The following is a 20,698-nucleotide window of genomic DNA, read 5'->3' as shown; positions in this document are numbered from 1 at the left end:
GGTGAGGTGATGTGGAAGCGGCAGCGGCAGCGACACGGGACTCACTCGAGCGCGCCGAGCTCCGTGCTCGCGGCCGCCAGCACGGAGCCGTCGGCGACGAGTTCGACGACCGCGGCGATCTCGGGCGCGAGATACCGGTCGGCACCAGGCCCGGCCACCACGGTTCTGACCCGGTCGCGAACGGCTCCGGTTGCGGGCCCTGCCAGCAGCGGGGCGCGCAGATCGAGCGCCCGCGAGGCGGTCATGACCTCGATCGCCAGCACCTGGGCGAGACCGTCGATAGCGATCCGCAGCTTGCGGCCGGCCGCCCAGCCCATCGATACGTGGTCTTCTTGCATCGCCGACGAGGGAATCGAGTCGACCGACGCCGGTGCCGCGAGTCGTTTCAGCTCCGAGACGATGCCGGCCGCGGTGTACTGAGCGATCATCAGCCCGGAGTCGACCCCGATCTCGTGGGCGAGAAACGGCGGCAGGCCTTCGTTGCGGCGAGGGTCGAGCATCCGGTCGATGCGGCGTTCTGACATGCTCGCGACATCCGCTACGACAATGGCGAGAAAGTCGAGCACGTAGGCGACGGGAGCGCCGTGAAAGTTGCCGTTCGATTCGACCCGGCCGTCGAGCGTCACGACGGGATTGTCGATGGCCGACGCGAGTTCGCGCTCGGCCACGAGGCGGGCGTGAGCGATGGTGTCGCGCGCGGCGCCGTGCACTTGGGGCGCGCAGCGCAGCGAGTACGCGTCTTGCACGCGCGTGCATTCGGGGCCCTTGTGACTCGCGACGAGAGGCGAGTAAGCGAGCATCCGGGCGATGTTTCGTGCCGACACGCTCTGGCCGAACTGCGGGCGCAGCGCCTGAAGATCGGCCGCGAAGACCGCGTCGGTTCCGAGCAGCGCTTCGACGCTCATGGCCGCTGAGATGTCGGCGGTGGTCATCAGCCGGTCGAGGGCGGTGATCGCGAGGGCCAGCATGCCGAGCATGCCGTCGGTGCCATTGATGAGCGCGAGCCCCTCTTTCTCGGCGAGAACCACGGGCGTGATGCCGGCCTCGGCAAGTGCCGCTGACGCGTCGACCAGCTCGCCGTCGCGGGTGCGAACGGTGCCCTCGCCCATCAGCGCCAGGGCGCAGTGCGCCAGCGGCGCCAGGTCGCCCGAGCAGCCCAGCGAGCCGTATTCGAAGACGACGGGGGTGATGCCCGCGTTGAGTACCGCGGCGTAGGTCTCGGCGACGAGCGGGCGGATGCCCGTGCGAGCCGTCAGCAGCGTGCAGAGCCGCAGCGTCATCAGCGCACGCGTCACCTCGGTTTCGACCTCGCGCCCCGAGCCGGCGGCGTGCGATCGCACGAGGCTCTGCTGCAGCTGCCGCCGTCGCTCCGCCGTGATGAACGTGGTCGCCAAGGCGCCGAAGCCGGTGGAGATGCCGTAGTGCGGTTCGGGGTCGTCGGCGAGATGCTCGACGATCGAGCGCGTTGTCGCCATGCCGCTGAGCGCGTCGTCGGCGAGGGTCACTGCCGCACCGAACCGGGCGATGCGAACGACCTCGTCGATCGACGGGGCGCCCGCGCCGAGAACGACGGCGGGGGAAATCGTGGTGGTCATGAGCCCATCAAATACATCGGGGGCCGCGAAATGTGGGCCCACGGGCATCCGGTGTCTCAGATGTGAGACTGTTAACGCGACCGCAACACGGCGGGGGCGGCAGCAGCGGCCCGCGCTGAGGGAGGATGCAGATGACAAGCCCTCGCGCGGCAGCGCCCGCGGCGCACCAGATTCTTTCGATCGTCACGTTTCTCTCCACCCAGCGCGGGCCGACGGCCGCGGCGTCGGTCGCGTCGGCGCTCGGGCTGCCTCGCTCGACGGTCTATCGGCTGCTCGGCGTTCTCGTGGAGCACGGGTACGCGATCCACTACCCCGAGGCGCAGCGATACGGCGTCGGCATCGCCGCCTTTGAGCTCAGCTCGGGATTCACGCGGCAGGAACCGTTGGCGCGTTTGGGGGCGCCCATTTTGGCCGCCCTCGTCGACAAGATCGGCGAAAGCGCCCACCTCGCCGTGCTGAACGGCCGCGACGTGGTCTACCTCGTCGAAGAGCGAGCCCCGCACCGGCCCGCGCTCATCACTGACGTCGGAGTGCGCTTGCCCAGCCACGTGACGGCGAGCGGGCGGGCATTGCTCGCGACGCTGCCGGCCGCGCAGCTGCGGGCCCTCTTTCCGAACTCCGAGGCGTTCACGGTGCGCACCGCGCGAGACGCGTATTCGCTGCGCGACCTGCGCGCAGTTCTGGCCCGGGTGCGCAGCAACGGATTCGCTGCCGAAGACGGAGACGTCACCGAGGGGCTGGCATCCGTCGCCGTCGCCGTGCGCGATCACTCGGGCTGGCCGGCCGCGGGCATCGCCGTCACGTTTGCGCGCGACCACATCGACCCCGAGCGCTGGCCGGACTTGGCCGCCGAGATACGCCACTACGCCGACGAGCTCTCGCGGCGCATTCGGGGCGCGACGGCCTGACCGCGCTCGCACCTCGGCTCGGCACGGCGGCCGTCGCGGAAGGTGGTCCCGGCAGGCGGCTCCCGGCAGGCGGCTCCCGGCGGCGCCCCTCCGGCACGCGCGGTGTCTTGGCGCGCCCTCGGCACTTCGGGCGCGGGCGCGGCGTTTGGCGCATCCGCGGTACTTCGGCGCTCCGGCGGTACTTCGGGCGCGCCCGCGGTACTTCGGCGCGCCCGCGGTACTTCGGGCGCGGGCGCGGTGTGTTGGCGCATCCGCAGTAGTTCGAACCAGTGCGGCCGCGCCAAACCACCGCGCGTCGAGAGCTCCGCTCGGCGCGGCCCGCGCAAAACCGGAGGAGATTCCGGAGGGGTAAGCGCCATATGCGGGCACCCCTGCGAAATCTCCTCCGTTTTCGGGGCATGCCCGATCAGCAGACCAAGGCCTGTCGCCCCTCGCAAGGCTCGACCACCTTCTACCGCGCGGGGTACTTCGACCGAGCGATTAGCCCAGGGCATCCAGCGCCTCGCCCTCGCCGGGCGCGAGGCGGAGCTGCTGAGCGGCCAGGTTCTGCCGCAGGTGGTGGATGCTCGTGGTGCCGGAAATCGGCAGCATGCTGCAGCGACTTCGTCAGATCGAATTCGGTAATAGTGACTATTCGCGCCGCTGATCAGCGCTCACGATTCCGGTCGATGGAAAAGATTGAGCCGCGGTGTCTTACGGCTCCAGAACCACGTGCGACGCGGTGATGCCGTCGTCGGCCGGGCTCGAGAGGTCGCGGTCGAAGACCCGGCGCACCGAGTTTCCGGCGAGGTCTTCGAGGCGGGTGTCGACGTGCAAAGACCAGTGGATGCCCGGGGCGGCGGCCACGAACGTCCACGTCGTCGCGTCGGCGCTGAGGGTTGCGAAGCCCTCGACGACTCGGCCGGCCGAGTCTCGCACGCGCAGGTAGCGGCGGCAGAGTGCACGGTCGAGCGACCGGTCGAAGCGCACGACCAGCGTTGCTGCCGCGCCCCCTCGGACAGCGTCGATGTCGGCTGTCGCGCCGTCGGCATCGGCGGCCGGTACCGCTGCAGCGCCCGACGCGGCTGCCGTCGGAACAGGCCAGGTGATGTGCCAGAGCGCGGGGTCGATGCGTGACCGCAGCGGCGGCCCGATTCGGTAAACGCGCTCGGCGCCGGCCGCGAGGTGTTGGCCCCGGGCATCCTGCAGCTGCGGGTCGATGACGAGGGTGATTGTGGAGCCCTCGATGAGCGGCGGCCCGGCCTGCACATTCGGCTGCAGGCCGCGCTTAATGCGGCCGGGCTCGAGCAGCAGGGTGAGGCGGCGGTGCGTGCGATCCCAGAGTTCTGGCGGCATGTCGAGCAGGGCCCCGGGTAGGTCGACGCCGGCGGCGTCACGCAGCTGGATTCCCGCTGCCGCCCCGCCCTCGCTCATCGGCGCCGAGAAGGTCACCGAGAAGCGCAGCAGGTTCGCAGGGATCTCGTCGACGCCGGGGTCGATCGTTTCGACGACCGTGCTGCGGTCGACGGATGCTCGGGGCACCTGCACCTCGGCGAAACGCCTCCACGGGCCGGTCGCTGCGTCGCGCGCGAGGATCGTGTAGACCGTACCCGGCGGCGCGGCGAAGCGGGGCGTGAAGCGTGCGACAGCATCATCGCGCGAGCCATCGATTGCACCGTCGGGCGCACCGCCGCGCGCAGCGTCGAGCGCAGCATCGCGCGCACCGCCGCGTGCACCATCGGGAGCACCGTCGCGCGTCCACGTGCCGGCAGTTGCAACGAGGCCGTCGCCCAGCGGTGTATCGGCCGGCACGACGGCGAGCAATGCGGGCAGCTCGGGGGCACGGATGACGGCGGCCCCGTTCATCCACTCGGCCCGAAGCGCGGGCGCCGGCGCAGGCGCGGGCGCGGAGCCCGGCCCGTCGACGCGCGACTCGCTCGGGTGCCTCAGAGAACGGCCGCCTCGAGCGTGCGCAGGTGAAGTTCGCCGTCGAGGTTCTGCACCACGACGATGTTGCTGCGGTCGAGGTTCGCCATCCAGGTGACGCCCGGGTGATCCAGCGATTCGCGCGGAATACCCATCGACGCCCCGTCTTCTGACATCGGCTGGGTCAGCGCTGCCTGACCGGCGATCGACGACGCCGCGATCTTCAGCAGCGGATGCCGCGTGTTCGACACGAGCAGAAACTCCTCGCCGTCGCGCTCGTACGAAAGCAGGCTGAAGGGCTGGTTCATCGGGCCGAGTTCGGCCACCGTGCGCCCGCGTACCAGAGCGCCGTCGGTGAGGTCGTCGAGATCGAAATGCACGACGGGAGTACACGTGTAGCTGGCGAGAATGCCCGCTCCCCCGTCGAACGACGTGAGCGCACGGATCGGCGACTGCGTCTCGTACTTTCCGTGGTCGACGTGAAAGATCTCGACCGACGTCTCGCGCGCCGAACCGTCGAACGGGTACGAGACGCGCCGCAGTCGCGACGAGAACTCCTCGTCGCTGAGCCCGGCGACGAACAGCGAACCGTCGACCCAGGCCAGGTCGGTGATGGTCGACCGGCGGGCGGGAACCTGGGCGATGCTCAGCTCTACGCCGTAGATCTCGCGGGGTGCCGCCGAGGCGTCGCTGCCGTCGAGCCACACGTCTTGACGCTCGTCGTCGGCGTCGGGCGCGTCGTCGAGCTCGAACGACGTGACCGTCAGCCCGTCGACCTCGGCCACCGTCACAGAACCGTCGGCATCCACTCGCACGAGCGCCGGCCCGGCCTCGGCACCGTGCCCGCGCGCAATCGACAGGTACACCGAGCGCGACACGGGATGCACGGCCATCCCTCTGATGACCGCATCGCCGCGCTCAACACCGAGCAGCGACGCCAGCTTCGCGTCGAGCTGGTCGACCCGAACATCCGACTCGCCTGCGTTGGGTGTCTCGGGCGCGAGCTCGAACGCGTACACCGTTGCGGCCGACACGTCGGAGACGAAGAGTACGGCCGTGCCGTCGTCGGCGACCTCGGGCGCGAACAGCAGCGGGCCGGCAGAACTCAACGAAACCTCATCGGTAGACATGTCGAGTGAACTCCTTCGTACGGTGGGCTTCTGCTCTTTATACACCTGCAACCTTGCGCCCAAGCGGGTCGGGAGCAACGAAGAGTTTGGCCCAGTAGTCGAGCCCTGACTCGTCGACCGACTCGATCCATTCAAACCCGGCCGCCGCAAAAACCTTTTGACTGCGAAGGTTCTCACGATGGATTTTGGCCCAGATATCGCAATTTAACTCATACGCGACCCTGGTGCGTTCGATGATGTCCACGGCGATTTCCAGTGCCCTTGTCGCGATGCCTTGCCGCTGAAGATCGTGGCGCGTCGCTATTGCCAGGATCATCATCTGCTCGCCAGTGACATCGAACGACAGGCGCACTGCTCCGGCGACCTCATGCGCGCTGTCGAGTGCGATGACCAATCGCTCACTGTCGGGCAGCGGAAGCCGCAGGTCGCGTAGACCAGACTGCACTTCGAGTTCCCAGGGACGAGGGTGGTACTTTTCGCGTGAGCCACCGTAAGCGGCCTTCGGCGGATCGGCACAAATGAAGTGTTGCAGAGCAGTGACGTGTTCGGGCGCGGCGTCTACCCAGCTATACGACTCAGCCTTCGGCACGCTTCGTGCGTAGCTCGGCAGCACGGCGCAAGGCAGACGCGCTGATCACCCGGCTACCGACGCCTTCGCGATACGCCGTAGCGAATTCCTCGCGTTCAGTGTCAGTGAGACCATCATTGCCGACAACTTCGCGAGACGTGTCGCCTGGGCGAACGAGCGTAACGATCGGAGTCATGTCTTCAATGATTCATGAAAGGCGAGCTCACCGCAACCTAACCGAAGGTTTTCTCAGCAATTCCACTGACGATACGCGCGTCGCTCCGAACGGCTACAGACGGCTCAGGTCATGTCGCGGTCGGCGCGGGCCTGAAGGGAGGCCGCGAGGCGCACCACGGCGTCGATGTCGGCGGGGGTGGCGTCGCCGATCAGCTGCTCGAGCGCCGATGAGACGCCCTGAGCGATCTGCGCACCGACCGCCAGGCCCTCGGGTGTCGCTTCGACGAGGATGACCCGGGCATCCACTGTCGACGCACGCCGCGCCACGAGGCCTCGGCGTTCGGCACGGTCGACGAGGCCCGAGATCGACGAACGATCGAGCTCGAGAAAGTCGGCGATGGCCGCCATGCTCGGGGTGCGATCGCGCAGAATTCCGAGCAGACGGAGTTGGGTGACCGAGAGGTCGAACTGCCCTGCGATGCGGGTGAGAGCGAGATGCACGGCGAAACTCAACTGCACGAGGGCGTCGACCGTGGGCGAGGTGACCGGTGCTGGCATACACCCATCGTAGTTGATTTAGTTGGTGACACAAAGTAATATAGTTTGCATCACCAACTAGTCTCGACGAAAGAAGACCAGCATGCACGCCGCAGTCGTGAACACCTTCGGTCAGCCACCGCGGTACCAAGAGTTCGCCGAACCGGTGCCGGCGAGTGCAGACGAAGAGCTGGTCACGGTCATCGCATCGGGGCTGCATCCGCGAGTGCGCTCTCAGGCGGCGGGGTCGCACTACACGTCGACAGACGAGCTTCCGCTCATTCCGGGCATCGACGGGGTGGCGCGGCGGGCAGACGGATCACTGGCCTATTTCATCCTGCCCGACACGCTGTACGGCGCCCTGGCCGAGAAGACGGTGATCGACGCGCGGCGCAGCGTCGCCCTGCCGACGGATGCCGACCCGCTGCTGCTCGCGGCTGCGATGAACCCCGCCATGTCGTCGTGGGTCGCGCTGAAGAACAGAATCTCGTTCGAGCCCGGCCAATCCGTGCTGATTCTCGGGGCCACCGGATCAGCCGGCCAGCTCGCGATTCAGGTCGCCAAGCACCTCGGGGCGAGCACCGTGATCGCGGCGGGGCGTGGCGAGGCGCGGCTCGCTTCATTGCCGGCGCTCGGTGCCGATATCACCATCGACATCGCTGCCGCGCCCGACGTGGTCGCCGCAGAGCTCGAGGCGAAAGCGGCGAACGTCGACGTCGTGCTCGACTACCTGTGGGGTGCGCCGGCCGAGGCGGCCATCCTGCCGCTGGTGCGCGGGCGCGACGATCGCGCCCGCCTGCTCTCGTGGGTGCAGATCGGGGCGGTTGCGGGAGAATCGATCGCCCTGCCGTCAGCCGTCTTGCGCCAGGCGAACGTGCACTTTCTCGGCAGCGGGCAGGGTTCGGCGAGCGCGCGCGGAATTCTCGCCACGCTCCCCTCGCTGGTCGAGCAGATCGTCGCAGGCGCGTTCACCCTCACCGTCGTGGCGAGGCCGCTCTCCGAAGTCGAGGCGGTCTGGGCCGAGCCCACAACCGCGACGCAACGCCTCGTACTCACGCCCTGACCCCCTGACGCCTGACTCCCCCACCGGGTCTCGAGAGGGCGAGCGTCAGGGCCTGCGCGGAACGAGACCGAGCTCGACGAGACTCTCGGCCGAAGCGAGAATGGCCTCGATGTTCGGGCGCGGCGCCCAGCCGAGCATCCGTTTCGCCTTGGCGTTGCTTGCGGGCTTCGACAAACCGAGCAGCGGGCGGATTTCTTCGAGCTGCGGGGTGAACGGGGCCATGAGCGACACCATCCAATCGGGCAACTGCCGCTTCGGCACGCGAGAAGCCGTTTCACCCAGCCTCGAACGAAGCAGGTGCGCGAGCTGCAGATAGCTGAGCGGCGAACCGGTCACGGCGAGAAATCGTTCGCCCCGGGCATCCGGATGCGTCATGGCCCGCAGATGCAGATCGGCGACGTCGCGCACATCGACGGCAGAGGTGAACATGTGCGGAACCGCAGGCACGTCGCCGCGCAGCAGGCTCAGCACGAGGGCGACCGAGCTCGAGAGCTTCGGCCCCAGCAGTGGGCCGAAGACGGCGACCGGATTCACAACCGCCAGTTCGAGCGCACCGCCCTCTTTCGACATGAAAGCCCAGGCCGCGCGCTCGGCGAGCGTCTTCGACTTCATGTAGGGCGTAACCTCGCCCGTCGACGTTGCGCTCAGATCGCTCCAGTCGTCTTCGGTGTAGGGGCGGCCCGGATCGGCTCGCCCGTACCCCACGGCGGCGAACGAGGAGGTCAGTACCACGCGTTCGACTCCGGCGTCTCGCGAGGCCCGCAGTACACGCAGAGCACCCTGCCGGGCCGGAACCACAAGATCGTTTTCGTTCGTGGGCGAGGTGAGCGGAAACGGTGATGCCACGTGCAGCACGTAGCGGCAGTCGGCGACGGCTTCGGGCCAGCCCGAGTTCGACAGAAGGTGCGCTTCGACTATCTCGAGCCGGTCGGCGCCGGCGGCGGCGCCCGTCACGTCGGCCGCGGCCGCCAGCGCACGCACCGCCGGCTCGCGAGACGCGTCGCGAACGGTGGTGCGAACCCGGTACCCGGCCTCCAGCAGCTGCACAATACAGCGCGCGGCAATGAACCCCGTGCCTCCGGTCACCAGCACTCGTTCACCGGGCATGTGCACCTCTGTTCTGCCGATCGACGTCGTACCTCATTGTGTCGGTTTACGTTACGAGCGGCTGAGTGAGCTCTCAGACAGCTGCCGATCGGGTTGCGGGTGCCAGAGAAAGTTCTACTGTGGTGTTTCACGAGAGCCCGCGCGAAGTACGCGGGCCCCGGGCTAACGGGAGCACACACCATGACTGTTCGTCGTGTCACAGCAACTCGAAAAAGCGCAAACGGGTACGTCACCCACTTCGGCTGCGAAGACCAGCCCGGAGTGCTGATCTCGGCGGCCGACGCCATTCTCGACATCGAGGTGGGCGGATGCACGTATGTGGTGTCGTGGCCCACCCGCCGCGCCACCGTACTGCACGCCGTCGACGCGGGCGGCGGCTATCTGCGAGCCGACCTCGACGACAGCCCGCGCAACAATCTGCTCGACCTGCCGGACTGCTGACCACGCGCCGCTGTTGCTAGGCTGACCTCGTGATCTCGCTCTGGTCTTTCTTGGTGTCGCTCGTCATCTTCTTCGCGAGCCTCGGCGCCGCCGTCTACAGCTTTCGAGACGGCAACCGGATCGCCATCGTGCTCGCCCTCGACGCCGCGATCATCAGCGCGCTTGGCCTGTTGTTGAACGCGACGACACGAGGCGAGCTGCAGACCTCCGACCTGCTGGTGTTCTGCGCGTTGCCTCTCGCACTCGCCATCGCCGCTTCAGCGATCTGCCGGTTCTACCGGCCCGCGCCCTCCGCCGACGTCGCCGTCTGAGGTCATCGCCGTTTCAGGTCATCGCCGTTTCAGGTCGTCGCGGTTTCAGGTCGGCGCCGTTTCGAGCGGCCACCGCCTTCTCCCCCGACCAACTGGGTCGGAATGTTCTTCGAGAACAACAGCGAGACGATGGCGATCACGGTGAGCACGAAAAACGACAGCCGCAGCGCCGACACTTGAGAGTCGCCGTACAGCGATTCCACTTGAGCGGCCTGAGCACTCGTCACACCAGCCTTTTCGGCGATGGCCGTCACCGTCGTCACCGGCACGATCTCCACGCCCGATTGAGTGCTGTCGCTGACCTGCGACTTCACCGTGCTGGGCAGGTCGCTCGAGCTGACGGCACCCAGAAATCCCGAGGCCAGCGACCCGATCAGCACCGAGCCGATCAGCGCGGTTCCGAGTGACGAACCGAGGTTCTGAAACACTCCCTGCAGGCCGCCGACCTCGCTGGTCTGCTCTTCGGTGACCGCCGACATGTTCACGTTGCCCAGCTGCGAAGCCAGCAGGCCGAGGGCGGCGCCGGCGAAGAACATCCCCACGGCGAACGGCACCGATTTGAGGTCGAGCGACACCGACGAGAGCAAGAAGAGCGACGCCCCGATCAAGATGATCTGACCGAGTCGCACGATGCGGCGCGGTGACCAGATCGCCGTCAGCCGGGTTCCGACAATCGAGAACACGATGAGCGAAATCGAGAGCGGAAAGATCTTCAGCCCAGTGCTCAGCGCGTCGAGCCCGAGCGTCATCTGCAGGTAGACCGGAATCATGAAGAAGATGGCCGCGGTGATGGCGTACTGCGCAGCAAGCACCGAGAGTCCCGCTCGAAGCTGCGCGATCGAGAACATCGAGACGTGCACCAGTGGCGGCCGGTTCGTTCGCACAAGGTACCGCTGGCGCACAATGAAGAGCCACAGCAACGCCGCGCCGCCCACGATGAAGTAGGGAACGAGCGACAACCCGAGCGGCTCGACCGGGTTTCCGCCGATCTCGGGCGGGTGGTTCGGCAGAATCCAGCCCCACGTCTTGCTCTGCAGCATTCCGAAGACGACCGCCACGAGGCCGAGCGCCGAGAGCAGAACGCTCAGAACATCCACTCGGATTTTCTGCGGCACGCTGCTGTCGGTGACGCGCCGGCACAGCAGCAGCACCACGACCATGATGGCCACTTCGCCGAAGAAGACGTATCGCCAGCTGAAGTAGGTGGTGACGAATCCACCGATCAGCGGCCCGGCAGCCACGGCGCCACCGGAGATGGCACCGATGATTGCATACGCGGTGACGCGATCACGGCCCTGGTAGTTGTTGGCGACAAGCGCGGCGATGGCCGGGATGACCAATACCGCGCCCAAACCCTCGATGACCGACCAGCCGAGAAAGAGCATCACGATGTTGGGCGCCAGCCCCGTGATCAGCGATCCGAGCGCGTACACGATCGCACCGATGACGAAGGCGCGGCGGCGACCCCAGATGTCGCCGAGCTTCGCGCCGAGCAGCATCATCGCGGCCATGGTGAGGGTGTAGAACGTGATGGCACCCTGCATGGCCGCGACCGACGTGTCGAGATCTTTCACGACCGTCGAGATCGACACGTTCATCACGGTGCTGTCGAGCACCATGACGAACTGCGCCAAACCCAGAATGATGACAGCGCCCCACTTACTCATGCAGAGAGTATGGCAGCGCGCGAAGTCAGGCGGGTAGATTCTCTTCGATCAGAGCAACGAACTCCGGGTCGCTCGGGGCGGTGCGGGGCCGCAGCCGGGAGACGACCGTTCCCCCGGGCGCAATCAAGAACTTCTCGAAGTTCCACTGCACGTCACCGGCCTCGCCCGCGGCATCCTGAGCCTCGGCGAGCTCGGAATACAGCGGGTGCCGGCCCTCGCCGTTGACCTCGATCTTCGAGAAGACCGGAAAGTCGACGCCGAAGGTCGTGGAGCAGAACTCCTGAATCTCGGCGTCGGTGCCCGGCTCCTGCCCATTGAACTGATTGCACGGAAAACCGACGACGCTGAAACCGCGGTCGGCGTAGCTGCGCTGCAGTTCTTGCAGGTCGGCGTACTGCGGCGTGAGGCCGCACTTCGATGCCACGTTCACGACCAGCACCACCTTGTCGCGATAGGCGTCGAGGGTGGTTGTTTCACCCTCGGCGGTCTGGAATTCAATGTCATACAGCGTCGACGTCATCGTTCACCCTCACCGCGACCGGTGCGGTCGCTACACCACTAGTTTATTCGAAGTGCTGCACCGATATTTTGAGAGAACGTGCAACCGGGGCCCCTTACGCGCCCGCCGCGTGCCCCTTACGCTTGGGAATACGCAGCGACGCGCACAGAGCACATGAGAAGAGCAAGGAAGCTATGACCGACGAACGCACCTACAAAGCAGAACTCATCGGCCCGACAACCGTCGGCAACGCCGAGGTCATCGAACTGCCGTACGTCGACGGGGCCTACCAAGATCTCGTCGAACTCACCTTCGAGGCCGACGGCGCCACCTCCGTTCGTACCTGGGCCCTCGGCGAAGGCACCGTCGAACCGATTCCGTACAACTTCGTGGGCGAGGTCGACGCGACTCCGCCGAACGTCGAGAACTGACCTTTCGAACAGAAGAGGGCCGGCTCCCCGAGGGGGCCGGCCCTTTGCTGTCTCCGACCGCGCAACATCGTTAGTCGAGTGAGCGCGACGTTTCCGGTCGAAAGCGATGGGCGCGGCGGCTCCTCTCGTCCGGGAGAGTCGCTCTCGCGGGCTGCCGAGTGGGGTGGGGGCTACGCCGAGCGGTGCCGAATGCCCCAGCTCGCCGTGAACGTCTCACCGGGCTCGAGCCAGCGAAGGCCCTCCCCCGTGTTGAACGCATTTGCGGGCGCCGTCATCGGCTCGATCGCCACCGCGTAACCCGGCCCCGACTCGCGGGGAAAGTTGTGCGGCGTATACACCTGTACAAAAGCGAAGCTCTCGTCGCCCCACAGTTCGGTGCCCGAACCGTCAGGGGCGGTCACCGAGTGCACCGCGATGCCGTCAGTGAAGCCGACCGAGCCGTATCCGTGGTCGATGGCGAGACCGCCGATGGGGCGCCCTGCCCGCAGGTCGAAGGCCGACCCGTCGAGGCTGACTTCGGCGGTGGGAATCGCCCGGGCATCCACTTCGAACTGCGTACCGGCGTCGACCGTCAGCACGAGGTCTTCGATGGGCACGTCACCGACCCGCAGATACGGATGCGCTCCGACCGCCACCGGGGCGGCTGCGGTGCCTCGGTTGTGCAGTCGGTGCGTCACCGTGAGTCCGCTGTCGTCGAGCAGGTACTGCACACTCGTGTCGAGCAGAAACGGGTAACCGTGCTGCGGAAACACCGTGGCACTGAGCGTCACCGAGTTCTCGGCCGAGTCGGTGAGCAGGTAGGCCGTGTTGCGCAGCAGCCCGTGAATCGCGTTGCCCGTCGCCGGTTCGGTGATGTCGAGTTGCTGGGGCTTTCCGTCGAGAATCCAGCGGGCATCCGCGATTCTGTTGGGCCAGGGCACGAGCACGATTCCGGCGCCCATGGGGGGCAGAACCCCCGCCGAGTGCGTTTCGACCGATTCGACGCCCTCGAGCACCAGCTGGCGAAGGGACGCGGCCAGTTCGGTGACGATGGCGGTCGATTCGGCGGCCTGCGGATGCTCGGCGGAGGCATACCGCAGCGTGAACTGCTGCCCGGTGACGGCTTCTGCCACGTTTTCGATTACCAGTTCTCGAGGCCGTCGTAGAGCGGGTAACCGTCGGTGAGCTTCACCACGCGGGCTCGCAGCGCCTCGACATCGGGTGAGGGCTTGAGCGCCTGCGCGATGATGTCGGCGACCTCGGTGAACTCGGCGTCACCGAAACCGCGGGTCGCGAGCGCCGCAGTACCGATGCGCAGGCCGGAGGTGACCATGGGCGGGCGCGGGTCGAACGGAATCGAGTTGCGGTTCACGGTGATGCCGACCTCGTGCAGAATGTCTTCGGCCTGCTTGCCGTCGATCGGGGCGTTGCGCAGGTCGACGAGCACCAGGTGCACGTCGGTGCCACCCGTCAGCACGCTGACGCCGGCTGCCACCGAGTCGGCGGCCATCAAGCGCTCGGCGACGATCTTCGAGCCGTCGATGGTGCGCTGCATCCGGTCTTTGAACTCGGGTTCGCCGGCGAGCTTGAACGCCGTGGCCTTGGCGGCGATCACGTGCATCAGCGGGCCACCCTGCTGGCCGGGGAACACGGCCGAGTCGACCTTCTTCGCGTACTCGGCCTTGCTCAGCACGACACCGCTGCGCGGGCCGGCGAGCGTCTTGTGAACGGTGGAGGTCACCACGTCGGCGAACGGAACGGGCGACGGGTGCAGACCTGCCGCAACAAGACCGGCGAAGTGCGCCATGTCCACCCAGAGCTTTGCGCCCACCTCGTCGGCGATGGAACGGAAGGCCGCGAAGTCGAGCTGGCGGGGGTAGGCCGACCAGCCCGCGATGAGCACGGTCGGCCGGTACTCGATGGCTTTGGCGCGCACGACATCCATGTCGACGCGGTAGGTCTGGGGGTCGACACCGTAGGCGGTGGCGTTGTAGTTCTTGCCCGAGAAGTTGAGCTTCATGCCGTGGGTGAGGTGACCGCCGTGCGAGAGCTCTTGGCCGAGAATGGTGTCGCCGATGGTCGCCAGAGCCATGAGCGCGGCGGCGTTCGCCTGCGCGCCGGCGTGCGGCTGCACGTTGGCGTGCTCGGCGCCGAACAGCGCCTTTGCGCGGTCGCGGGCGAGGTCTTCGGCGATGTCGACGAACTCGCAGCCGCCATAGTAGCGGCGGCCCGGGTAACCCTCGGCGTACTTGTTCGTGAGCACCGAGCCCTGCGCCTGCAGCACCGCGCGCGGCACGAAGTTCTCGCTCGCGATCATCTCGAGGGTGTTGCGCTGACGGCCGAGCTCTTGCTGCAGCACGGCGGCGATCTCGGGGTCGACACTCGAGAGCGAATCGTTGAAGGTCGAGGGCAGCGAGCTGGTAGCGGCGGCCGGGGCGTTGATGGTCACGGTGACTCCTTGGTTTCGACAGGACGGAATGGTGCGGTGGTTCCGTAGCGACCCAGGCGAGCGGCCGAATCCGTGTCAGTCGCTTCCCGATGGTAACCATCTGAACGCCAGTTGCGACCAGGCCAGCATAGCAGCGTTGCTTTTCTCACGTGGTGTGAGTATCATTCACTATTCGTCGAATATTTCTCGAAATGTCAGCGGCGAGCAGCGAGACCTCGAAGACCGATTCTAGAAGGGCAGTACACCCGTGACCAACGAAGGGCCGGTCGGCGCGCACGCGGTGCTCGGCGACGAGAACGGCCCGAGCGATCTCGAGCTGGTGCAACGCACCCGCGAAGGCGACTCGCGCGCCTTCGGCGAGCTGTGGAACCGGCACTCTCGAGCCGGCCGCACGGTCGCCCGCAGCTACGCCCTCGACCCCGACGACGTCGTCGCCGAGAGCTTCGCAAAAGTTCTGCAGGCCATCAAGGGCGGCGGCGGGCCCACGGCGGCGTTCCGGCCGTACCTGTTCAGCACCATCCGCAACGTGGCCATGCAGTGGCGCAAGGCCAGCATCGTCGACGCGAGCGACGAACTGGATGCCCTGGCCGACCCCTCGTCAGAAGACTCCGAGACTCTGCTGGCCCTCGACAAGAGCCTCACCGCACAGGCTTTTCGCTCGCTGCCGACCCGCTGGCAAGAGGCACTCTGGTACAGCGAGGTCGAGCAGCTCTCGTCGCAAGAGATCTCACCGCTGCTCGGCATGACGTCGAACGCGGTGTCGGCGCTGACCTTCCGCGCTCGAGAGGGCCTGCGCCAGGCATGGATTCAGGCTCATCTGGTTCGCTCGGCCGATACCGAGTGCGCGGCGGTCATCGAAAAGCTCGGTTCGTACACCCGCGGCAGTCTCGGCCCGCGCGAGTCGAAACGTGTCGAGGCGCACCTGGCCGGGTGCCCGTCGTGCACCATTGTCGAAGAAGAGGCCAAAGACATCGGGTCGCGGCTCGCTCTGGTGATGCTGCCGCTCGCGGCCGGTATCGCCGGTGCGCTCGCCTACACGGTGTGGCTGCAGGGCGGCAGCAGCGCTTCGGCCGCGACGCTGGGCGCGTTGGCGAGTGGAGTGGGCCCCGGTGGGGCCGGGTCGGGCTCTGTCGTCGCGGGTGGGGCGGGGTCGGCCTCGGTCGGCACCGGCGGGGCGGGATCGGGTGCGGCGGGGTCGGCCTCGGTCGGCACCGGCGGGGCGGGATCGGGTGCGGCGGGGTCGGGTGCGGCGGGGTCGGGTGCGGCGGGGTCCGCTTCGGTCGTCAGCGGCGGCTCCGCTCCGGTTGGCGCCGACGCCGCCGCCAAGATGCAGCAGGCGTTCAACACCCACTCGAACACCTCGCACTCCCTCGGCAGCAGCGGCCCTGAACCCATCCACGATGCGAATGCTGTCGGTGGAGACACTGCGAGTCGCGCCGCGGGCCACTCCGCGAGTCACGCCGCAGGCCACTCCGCGAGCCACGCTGCCGGCCGAGCGGCTAGCCGCGCTGGGAGCCACGCCGCCACCGCAGCGCCCGTCGACCGCGCGGTTGGCCGCATGCCCACCCCGGCGAACGTTCCCTCGATCATGCCGTCGCCGGGTGTGCTGGCGGGCATCGGGCTCGCCGTAGCGGCAGCCATCGGTGCCGCGTTTGTGCTCGGTCCGCTGGCGAGTCACACCGCGACGACCCCGATCTCCGAGGTGGCGGCCGCGCAATCCTCGGGTGGTGAACGACAGTTCGACGCGAATGCGCTGTACGGTGCGCCTAAGCCCGGTGCCGCGGCTCGCACGGCTGCCGCACAGGCCGCCGCCGAGGCAACTGCGCAAGCGGCGGCCGCGACAGCCGCGCAGGCCGCAGCCGCCGCCGCACAGGCCGCCGCGAACACCACAGCCGACGGCGCCGGGTCGGGCGCGGGTGGCCAGTCTGCGCACTCGGGCGCGGGCACGTCCGGGTCAGGGTCGTCCGAGTCGGGGTCGTCCGGGTCAGGGTCGTCCGGGTCAGGGTCGTCCGGATCAGGGTCATCGGGCTCCGGCACAGGCACTGCGGGAGGCGATCCGACGCAGTCGTCACCGACGAACGGAGGCGCGAGCACTCAACCGGGCGGTGGCTCTACGCCGACCTCGCCGCCGACGTCTCCCCCGCCTGCATCACCGCCGCCCGCGTCACCCCCAGCGTCCCCACCGCCGACGTCTCCACCGCCGTCAGTGCCGCCGACTGTGCCGCCAACGGCACCGCCGACATCTCCACCACCCACTTCACCACCGCCGACCGCGCCGCCGACTGCGCCACCCACGACCCCTCCGCCGACAGACGAGGCGCCGCAACCTCCGCAGGCGCAATTCACGCTCGATGAGAACAATCAGCTGTACCCGATCCTCGCGGGCACAGCGAATCCTGGCGCGACTGTCGAGGTCGTCGATCAGACGGCGGTCGGCGCCGAGGTGGTAGCTCAGACCGTGGCAGACGGTTCGGGGTCTTTCGGCCTGCGCGATTTTCCCGGACTCGGGTTCGGAACCCATCGGCTCGCGGTACGCCAGGTCTCCGACGCGGGCGTGGCTTCAGCCGCGACGTCGAGCACGGCCGTCGTGCTCGACGACATCAGAATCCTGTCGCCGACGGCAGGCGCGACACTCGACGACGTGGATTACGTCTTGGCCGCGTCTGGCGACGCTCAATCGTTCTTCGACGTGATCGTCGATGGTGTCAGCGCAGCCACCGGGCTGCCGCTGAATTCCGACGGCAACGCGTCGGTTCAGCTCAGGCTGCCCGATACGACCTCGGCCGGCCCGGTGACCATCTCGGTTCGTTACAGCGATTCGTCTGCGGGCCGCTTCGGGCCAGAGAAATCGGTCAGCGTGACCTTCGCCCCTGCCACGTGAGACTCGGAAGCCTCGGAAGCCGGAGCATCATCGAGCCCGGTGAATCCCTCGGCGGCGAAACCGACTCCGACGAATTCGCCACGCGCCACGGCGTTGTCGCTGTCGGCGAGGGCTGGGCTGTCGGCGAGGGGCACAGCACCCGCACCGCGGCGTCGGTGAGCCCCCAGGGCCGACCAGACGAGCAGTCCGAGGCCGACACCCAGCAGAACGAGGTAAGCCAGCGGCAGCGACCACAGCCCGACGTTTGTGAGCAGAGCGCCGCCGAGCACGGCGCCAGACGCGATGCCGACGTTGAACGACGTGGAGAAGAACGCGGTCGCGGTGTCGCGGATGCGCGCCGAAGCGACATGCAGAAGGCGCGCCTGCAACAGCGACGGCAGCAGACCGCCCGCAGCGCCCCAGAGCACGAACGCGCCAATCGCGATCTCGACGGTCGGAGAGACGAAGGCCATCACCGTGACGGCGACCGCCGTCGTCACCACGCCGATCACGATGCCGAGCATCGGGCGCTTGCCGAAGAACACGGCCACGAGCACGAGCCCCAGCGCTCCGCCCAGTCCGTTAGCGAAAAGCGCTGCGCCGACGTGGTCGGCCGGCACCCCGACCCACGTCGTCAAGAAGGGCGCGATATAGGTGTAGAGCGAGTAGTGGCCCACCATGATGACCGCCGTCGTGACACAGATCAGTACGACACCGGCGATCGTCGGGTCGATTCGGCGCTTGCCGCGCTGCTGCGCCGGGCGAGCATCCGCCGGTGACCCCGCGGTTCGCTTCGACAGCTCGGGGGTGTTGACGCGCGGCAGAAAGCGCAGAATCAGAAACGCCGCGCAGACGCCGAGCACAGCGAGGGTGGCGAAGGGCGCGCGCCACCCGAAGTTCTGCCCCGCGACGGTCGCCAGCGGAACACCGAAAACGAGCGCCAGCGTGCCACCCGAGGTGACGACGGCGACCGCACGGCCGATGTACTCCTTGGGCACCAAGTGTGCGGAGTACGCGCCGACCACGGCCCAGAAGAGTCCGTGCGCGACTCCGCCCAGCAGACGAGCACCGACAAGCCACGGGTAACTCGGGGCGAGCGCCGAGAACAGTGCGGCCGCCGAAACGACCAACAGCACCACCACGATGAGGCTGTGTCTCGAGAAGCGGCGAGTCAGGGCGACGAGCGGAACACTCGTGATCACCACCGACAGGGCGAAGAAGGTGACCAGCAAGCCGATCTGAGCCTCGCCGACGCCGAGTTCAGCGCTCATGAGCGGAAGCAGGCCGGTCGGCATCATCTCGGCTGTCACGCTGATGAAGACAGCGATGGCGAGAATGAAGAGTCCGGCGTAGGGGAATCGGGGCTTAACAGGGGTCGAAGGGGCTTTGACGGTAGTCGTCACGAGAGAAACCAGTTCTGGGCGAAGCGGCAGGCACTGGTTCGTCAGTACGCCCGGGGCCGCACGATATCCGTCAGCCAAACTCAATCGTACCGCAACGGCGACGCGAGCGGCAGGGGTGCAAGTAGCATTGCATTCGTGAATGAGCAAGCCACCCAACCCGTGCGAATCGGCCCCCTCGACGTTCTTCGGTTTCTGCTGGAGCTGTTCGCTTTCTTCACTCTCGGGCTTTGGGGCTTCGTGGCGTGGCCGCCGTTCTTGAACGTCGTGTTCGGAATCGGCGCACCGTTGTTCGCCATCGTGCTGTGGGGCCTCTTCCGTTCGCCTAAGGCCGTGATCCGCATCGATCCGTTCGGCAAGGCGCTCGTCGAGATTGTCATCATGGGATCCGCGGCGCTTGCCTGGCTCGTGATGGGCCAGTGGCTCGTCGCGATCGTGTTCGGTGTGCTCGCCGTGGTGACCGGCGTCATCTCGGGCCGCAAGGAATTCGCGTGAGCGTCGTCATCCACAGCGCGACGAAAGTCGACGCCGACGGAATCGTCGACGACTTCTGGGTCGCCCTGGGCGAGCACACCGTTCTCGCCGCGGGTACCGGGCGGGGCTGGCAGGGCTGGGCGACAGCACCCGGTGCGAGCGTGCTCGACGCCGACGGGGGGATGCTCACCCCCGGCTTCATCGACGTGCACGGTCACGGCGGAGGCGGGTTCGCCTTCGACGACGGTGCCGACGCGATTCGCGGAGCGGTTGCGGTGCATCGGGCGCACGGCACCACTCGGTCGGTGATCAGTCTCGTGGCGAGCCCGCACGATGTCTTGCGCACGAACCTCGGCATCATCGCTCACCTGACCGAGACCGATGGGCTCATCCTCGGCTCGCACCTCGAAGGCCCCTTTCTCGCGCCAGGGCGCCGAGGCGCTCACAACCCCGAGTACCTGCGCTCCCCCGACCCGGGCGAGATCTCGAGCCTGCTCGACTCTGCACGAGGAACCCTGCGGCAGCTGACCATCGCTCCTGAGCTGCCCGGCGCGCTCGACGCTATCGAACAGCTGGCCGACGCCGACGTCGTCGTCGCGATCGGCCACACCGAGGCGGGATTCGATCTCGCGAGGCAGGCGTTCGACCGCGGTGCCACGATGCTCACGCACGCCTTCAACGCGATGCCGGGCATCCACCATCGCGAACCGGGGCCGGTGACCGCGGCGCTCGACGACCCTCGGGTCGCCATCGAACTCATTCTCGACGGAGTTCACGTGCATCCGCAGGTCGCCGCCCTGGCGTTCTACGCCGCCCCCCAGCGGATTGTTCTCGTGACCGACGCCATGGCTGCCGCGGGGGCACCGGATGGCGAGTACACCCTCGGCGATCTGAGCGTATCGGTCGTCGGCGGCCGAGCAACGGTTGTCGGCACGCCGACCATCGCGGGCTCGACGCTGACGCAAGATGCTGCCCTGCGCTCGGCCATCGTCGACTCCGGCGTCGACCCCGTGCTCGCGGTACGGGCGGTCACCGCGTCACCGGCCCGGGCCCTGAGACTGGATGCCCGCTTCGGCTACCTCGCACCCGGATACGCTTCTGACGCCGTTCTGCTCGACGAGAACTGGGCCGTTAAACGCGTCTGGGCCGCCGGCGAACCGGTGACCCAGACGGAATTCGTACCTGCGCGCTGACGAT

General features: G+C 67.6%; 19 protein-coding genes and 1 riboswitch. Of the genes, 8 read left to right on the top strand and 11 right to left on the bottom strand.

The annotated features are described in order from the left end of the window. Positions 1 to 41: 41 nt before the first annotated feature. Positions 42 to 1,595, bottom strand: a complete 1,554-nt coding sequence (hutH, locus tag LQ955_RS01070; RefSeq protein WP_231026400.1) for a histidine ammonia-lyase — start codon at positions 1,593 to 1,595, stop codon at positions 42 to 44. Between the two features lie 131 nt (positions 1,596 to 1,726). Between hutH and LQ955_RS01065 the strand changes: the two genes are divergently transcribed. Continuing rightward, on the top strand, positions 1,727 to 2,503 hold the full coding sequence (locus LQ955_RS01065) for an IclR family transcriptional regulator (RefSeq protein ID WP_231026399.1): 777 nt from the start codon (positions 1,727 to 1,729) through the stop codon (positions 2,501 to 2,503). 693 nt (positions 2,504 to 3,196) lie between these two features. Here LQ955_RS01065 and LQ955_RS01060 read toward each other — a convergent pair. The 4 genes from LQ955_RS01060 to LQ955_RS01045 all read right to left on the bottom strand — a co-directional run bounded on the left by LQ955_RS01060 (position 3,197) and on the right by LQ955_RS01045 (position 6,841). Next, a complete protein-coding gene (locus LQ955_RS01060) occupies positions 3,197 to 4,348 on the bottom strand; it encodes a hypothetical protein (protein WP_231026398.1) in 1,152 nt (383 codons plus the stop codon). Between the two features lie 80 nt (positions 4,349 to 4,428). Beyond that, positions 4,429 to 5,538, bottom strand: a complete 1,110-nt coding sequence (locus tag LQ955_RS01055; protein ID WP_231026397.1) for a hypothetical protein — start codon at positions 5,536 to 5,538, stop codon at positions 4,429 to 4,431. 37 nt (positions 5,539 to 5,575) lie between these two features. Further along, complete coding sequence (locus tag LQ955_RS01050; RefSeq protein ID WP_231026396.1) at positions 5,576 to 6,127, bottom strand: GNAT family N-acetyltransferase; 552 nt, start codon at positions 6,125 to 6,127, stop codon at positions 5,576 to 5,578. Between the two features lie 279 nt (positions 6,128 to 6,406). Then, a complete protein-coding gene (locus LQ955_RS01045; protein ID WP_231026395.1) occupies positions 6,407 to 6,841 on the bottom strand; it encodes a MarR family winged helix-turn-helix transcriptional regulator in 435 nt (144 codons plus the stop codon). A gap of 82 nt (positions 6,842 to 6,923) precedes the next feature. Here LQ955_RS01045 and LQ955_RS01040 point away from each other — a divergent pair, with 82 nt between their 5' ends. After that, positions 6,924 to 7,883: a quinone oxidoreductase family protein gene (locus LQ955_RS01040; RefSeq protein ID WP_231026394.1), complete on the top strand. Its 960-nt coding sequence runs from the start codon at positions 6,924 to 6,926 to the stop codon at positions 7,881 to 7,883. Between the two features lie 45 nt (positions 7,884 to 7,928). Here the strand turns inward: LQ955_RS01040 and LQ955_RS01035 are convergent, their stop codons facing one another. Continuing rightward, the gene (locus LQ955_RS01035; protein WP_231026393.1) at positions 7,929 to 8,990 is read right to left on the bottom strand and encodes an SDR family oxidoreductase; all 1,062 of its coding nucleotides are present in this window, start codon (positions 8,988 to 8,990) and stop codon (positions 7,929 to 7,931) included. A 180-nt stretch (positions 8,991 to 9,170) separates the two neighbouring features. On the opposite strand from LQ955_RS01035, the gene LQ955_RS01030 reads away from it, so the two are divergent. Further along, complete coding sequence (locus tag LQ955_RS01030) at positions 9,171 to 9,431, top strand: DUF3892 domain-containing protein (protein WP_231026392.1); 261 nt, start codon at positions 9,171 to 9,173, stop codon at positions 9,429 to 9,431. 29 nt (positions 9,432 to 9,460) lie between these two features. Continuing rightward, entirely contained in the window at positions 9,461 to 9,742 is a 282-nt protein-coding gene (locus tag LQ955_RS01025; protein WP_231026391.1) for a hypothetical protein, read from the top strand. Positions 9,743 to 9,771: 29 nt separating this feature from the next. Here LQ955_RS01025 and LQ955_RS01020 read toward each other — a convergent pair whose 3' ends face one another. Both LQ955_RS01020 and LQ955_RS01015 read right to left on the bottom strand, forming a co-directional pair. Continuing rightward, positions 9,772 to 11,409, bottom strand: coding sequence for an MFS transporter (locus tag LQ955_RS01020; protein WP_231026390.1), 1,638 nt, complete (start codon positions 11,407 to 11,409; stop codon positions 9,772 to 9,774). A 25-nt stretch (positions 11,410 to 11,434) separates the two neighbouring features. Further along, the gene (locus LQ955_RS01015) at positions 11,435 to 11,929 is read right to left on the bottom strand and encodes a glutathione peroxidase (RefSeq protein WP_231026389.1); all 495 of its coding nucleotides are present in this window, start codon (positions 11,927 to 11,929) and stop codon (positions 11,435 to 11,437) included. A gap of 173 nt (positions 11,930 to 12,102) precedes the next feature. Here LQ955_RS01015 and LQ955_RS01010 point away from each other — a divergent pair, with 173 nt between their 5' ends. Further along, a complete protein-coding gene (locus LQ955_RS01010) occupies positions 12,103 to 12,339 on the top strand; it encodes a hypothetical protein (protein ID WP_231026388.1) in 237 nt (78 codons plus the stop codon). Positions 12,340 to 12,509: 170 nt separating this feature from the next. Here LQ955_RS01010 and LQ955_RS01005 read toward each other — a convergent pair whose 3' ends face one another. Both LQ955_RS01005 and glyA read right to left on the bottom strand, forming a co-directional pair. Next, positions 12,510 to 13,451: an aldose 1-epimerase family protein gene (locus LQ955_RS01005; protein WP_231026387.1), complete on the bottom strand. Its 942-nt coding sequence runs from the start codon at positions 13,449 to 13,451 to the stop codon at positions 12,510 to 12,512. Between the two features lie 8 nt (positions 13,452 to 13,459). Further along, complete coding sequence (glyA, locus tag LQ955_RS01000; protein ID WP_390623412.1) at positions 13,460 to 14,767, bottom strand: serine hydroxymethyltransferase; 1,308 nt, start codon at positions 14,765 to 14,767, stop codon at positions 13,460 to 13,462. Positions 14,768 to 14,810: 43 nt separating this feature from the next. Next, a riboswitch (ZMP/ZTP riboswitch) is annotated at positions 14,811 to 14,892 on the bottom strand. Between the two features lie 122 nt (positions 14,893 to 15,014). Here glyA and LQ955_RS00995 point away from each other — a divergent pair. Next, on the top strand, positions 15,015 to 17,648 hold the full coding sequence (locus LQ955_RS00995; protein WP_231026386.1) for a sigma-70 family RNA polymerase sigma factor: 2,634 nt from the start codon (positions 15,015 to 15,017) through the stop codon (positions 17,646 to 17,648). Here the strand turns inward: LQ955_RS00995 and LQ955_RS00990 are convergent. Further along, positions 17,576 to 19,030 carry an MFS transporter gene (locus LQ955_RS00990; RefSeq protein ID WP_231026385.1) on the bottom strand — a complete coding sequence of 485 codons (1,455 nt, stop codon included), beginning with the start codon at positions 19,028 to 19,030 and terminating at the stop codon, positions 17,576 to 17,578. The two genes, LQ955_RS00995 and LQ955_RS00990, sit on opposite strands and share 73 nt — an antisense overlap. Before the next feature lie 135 nt (positions 19,031 to 19,165). On the opposite strand from LQ955_RS00990, the gene LQ955_RS00985 reads away from it, so the two are divergent. Next, positions 19,166 to 19,522: a YrdB family protein gene (locus tag LQ955_RS00985; RefSeq protein ID WP_231026384.1), complete on the top strand. Its 357-nt coding sequence runs from the start codon at positions 19,166 to 19,168 to the stop codon at positions 19,520 to 19,522. Then, positions 19,519 to 20,694 (top strand): N-acetylglucosamine-6-phosphate deacetylase, encoded by a 1,176-nt coding sequence (nagA, locus tag LQ955_RS00980; protein ID WP_231026383.1) that lies wholly within the window; start codon positions 19,519 to 19,521, stop codon positions 20,692 to 20,694. The genes LQ955_RS00985 and nagA overlap by 4 nt, the downstream gene beginning before the upstream one ends. Positions 20,695 to 20,698 lie beyond the last annotated feature (4 nt).

The organism is Subtercola endophyticus (genome assembly GCF_021044565.1).
GTDB classification, from domain to species: Bacteria; Actinomycetota; Actinomycetes; order Actinomycetales; family Microbacteriaceae; genus Subtercola; species Subtercola endophyticus.
Note: the sequence above shows the minus strand (reverse complement) of the source record. Positions and strands in the feature narration are given on the sequence as shown.

Excerpts from the sequence above, each read along its gene's own strand:
- hutH (WP_231026400.1), bottom strand. The coding sequence starts at position 1,595 with ATGACCACCACGATTTCCCCCGCCGTCGTTCTCGGCGCGGGCGCCCCG.
- LQ955_RS01065 (WP_231026399.1), top strand. The coding sequence starts at position 1,727 with ATGACAAGCCCTCGCGCGGCAGCGCCCGCGGCGCACCAGATTCTTTCG.
- LQ955_RS01015 (WP_231026389.1), bottom strand. The coding sequence starts at position 11,929 with ATGACGTCGACGCTGTATGACATTGAATTCCAGACCGCCGAGGGTGAA.
- LQ955_RS01020 (WP_231026390.1), bottom strand. The coding sequence starts at position 11,409 with ATGAGTAAGTGGGGCGCTGTCATCATTCTGGGTTTGGCGCAGTTCGTC.
- LQ955_RS01035 (WP_231026393.1), bottom strand. The coding sequence starts at position 8,990 with ATGCCCGGTGAACGAGTGCTGGTGACCGGAGGCACGGGGTTCATTGCC.
- LQ955_RS01010 (WP_231026388.1), top strand. The coding sequence starts at position 12,103 with ATGACCGACGAACGCACCTACAAAGCAGAACTCATCGGCCCGACAACC.
- LQ955_RS01040 (WP_231026394.1), top strand. The coding sequence starts at position 6,924 with ATGCACGCCGCAGTCGTGAACACCTTCGGTCAGCCACCGCGGTACCAA.
- LQ955_RS01060 (WP_231026398.1), bottom strand. The coding sequence starts at position 4,348 with ATGAACGGGGCCGCCGTCATCCGTGCCCCCGAGCTGCCCGCATTGCTC.
- LQ955_RS01030 (WP_231026392.1), top strand. The coding sequence starts at position 9,171 with ATGACTGTTCGTCGTGTCACAGCAACTCGAAAAAGCGCAAACGGGTAC.
- LQ955_RS01055 (WP_231026397.1), bottom strand. The coding sequence starts at position 5,538 with ATGTCTACCGATGAGGTTTCGTTGAGTTCTGCCGGCCCGCTGCTGTTC.
- LQ955_RS01045 (WP_231026395.1), bottom strand. The coding sequence starts at position 6,841 with ATGCCAGCACCGGTCACCTCGCCCACGGTCGACGCCCTCGTGCAGTTG.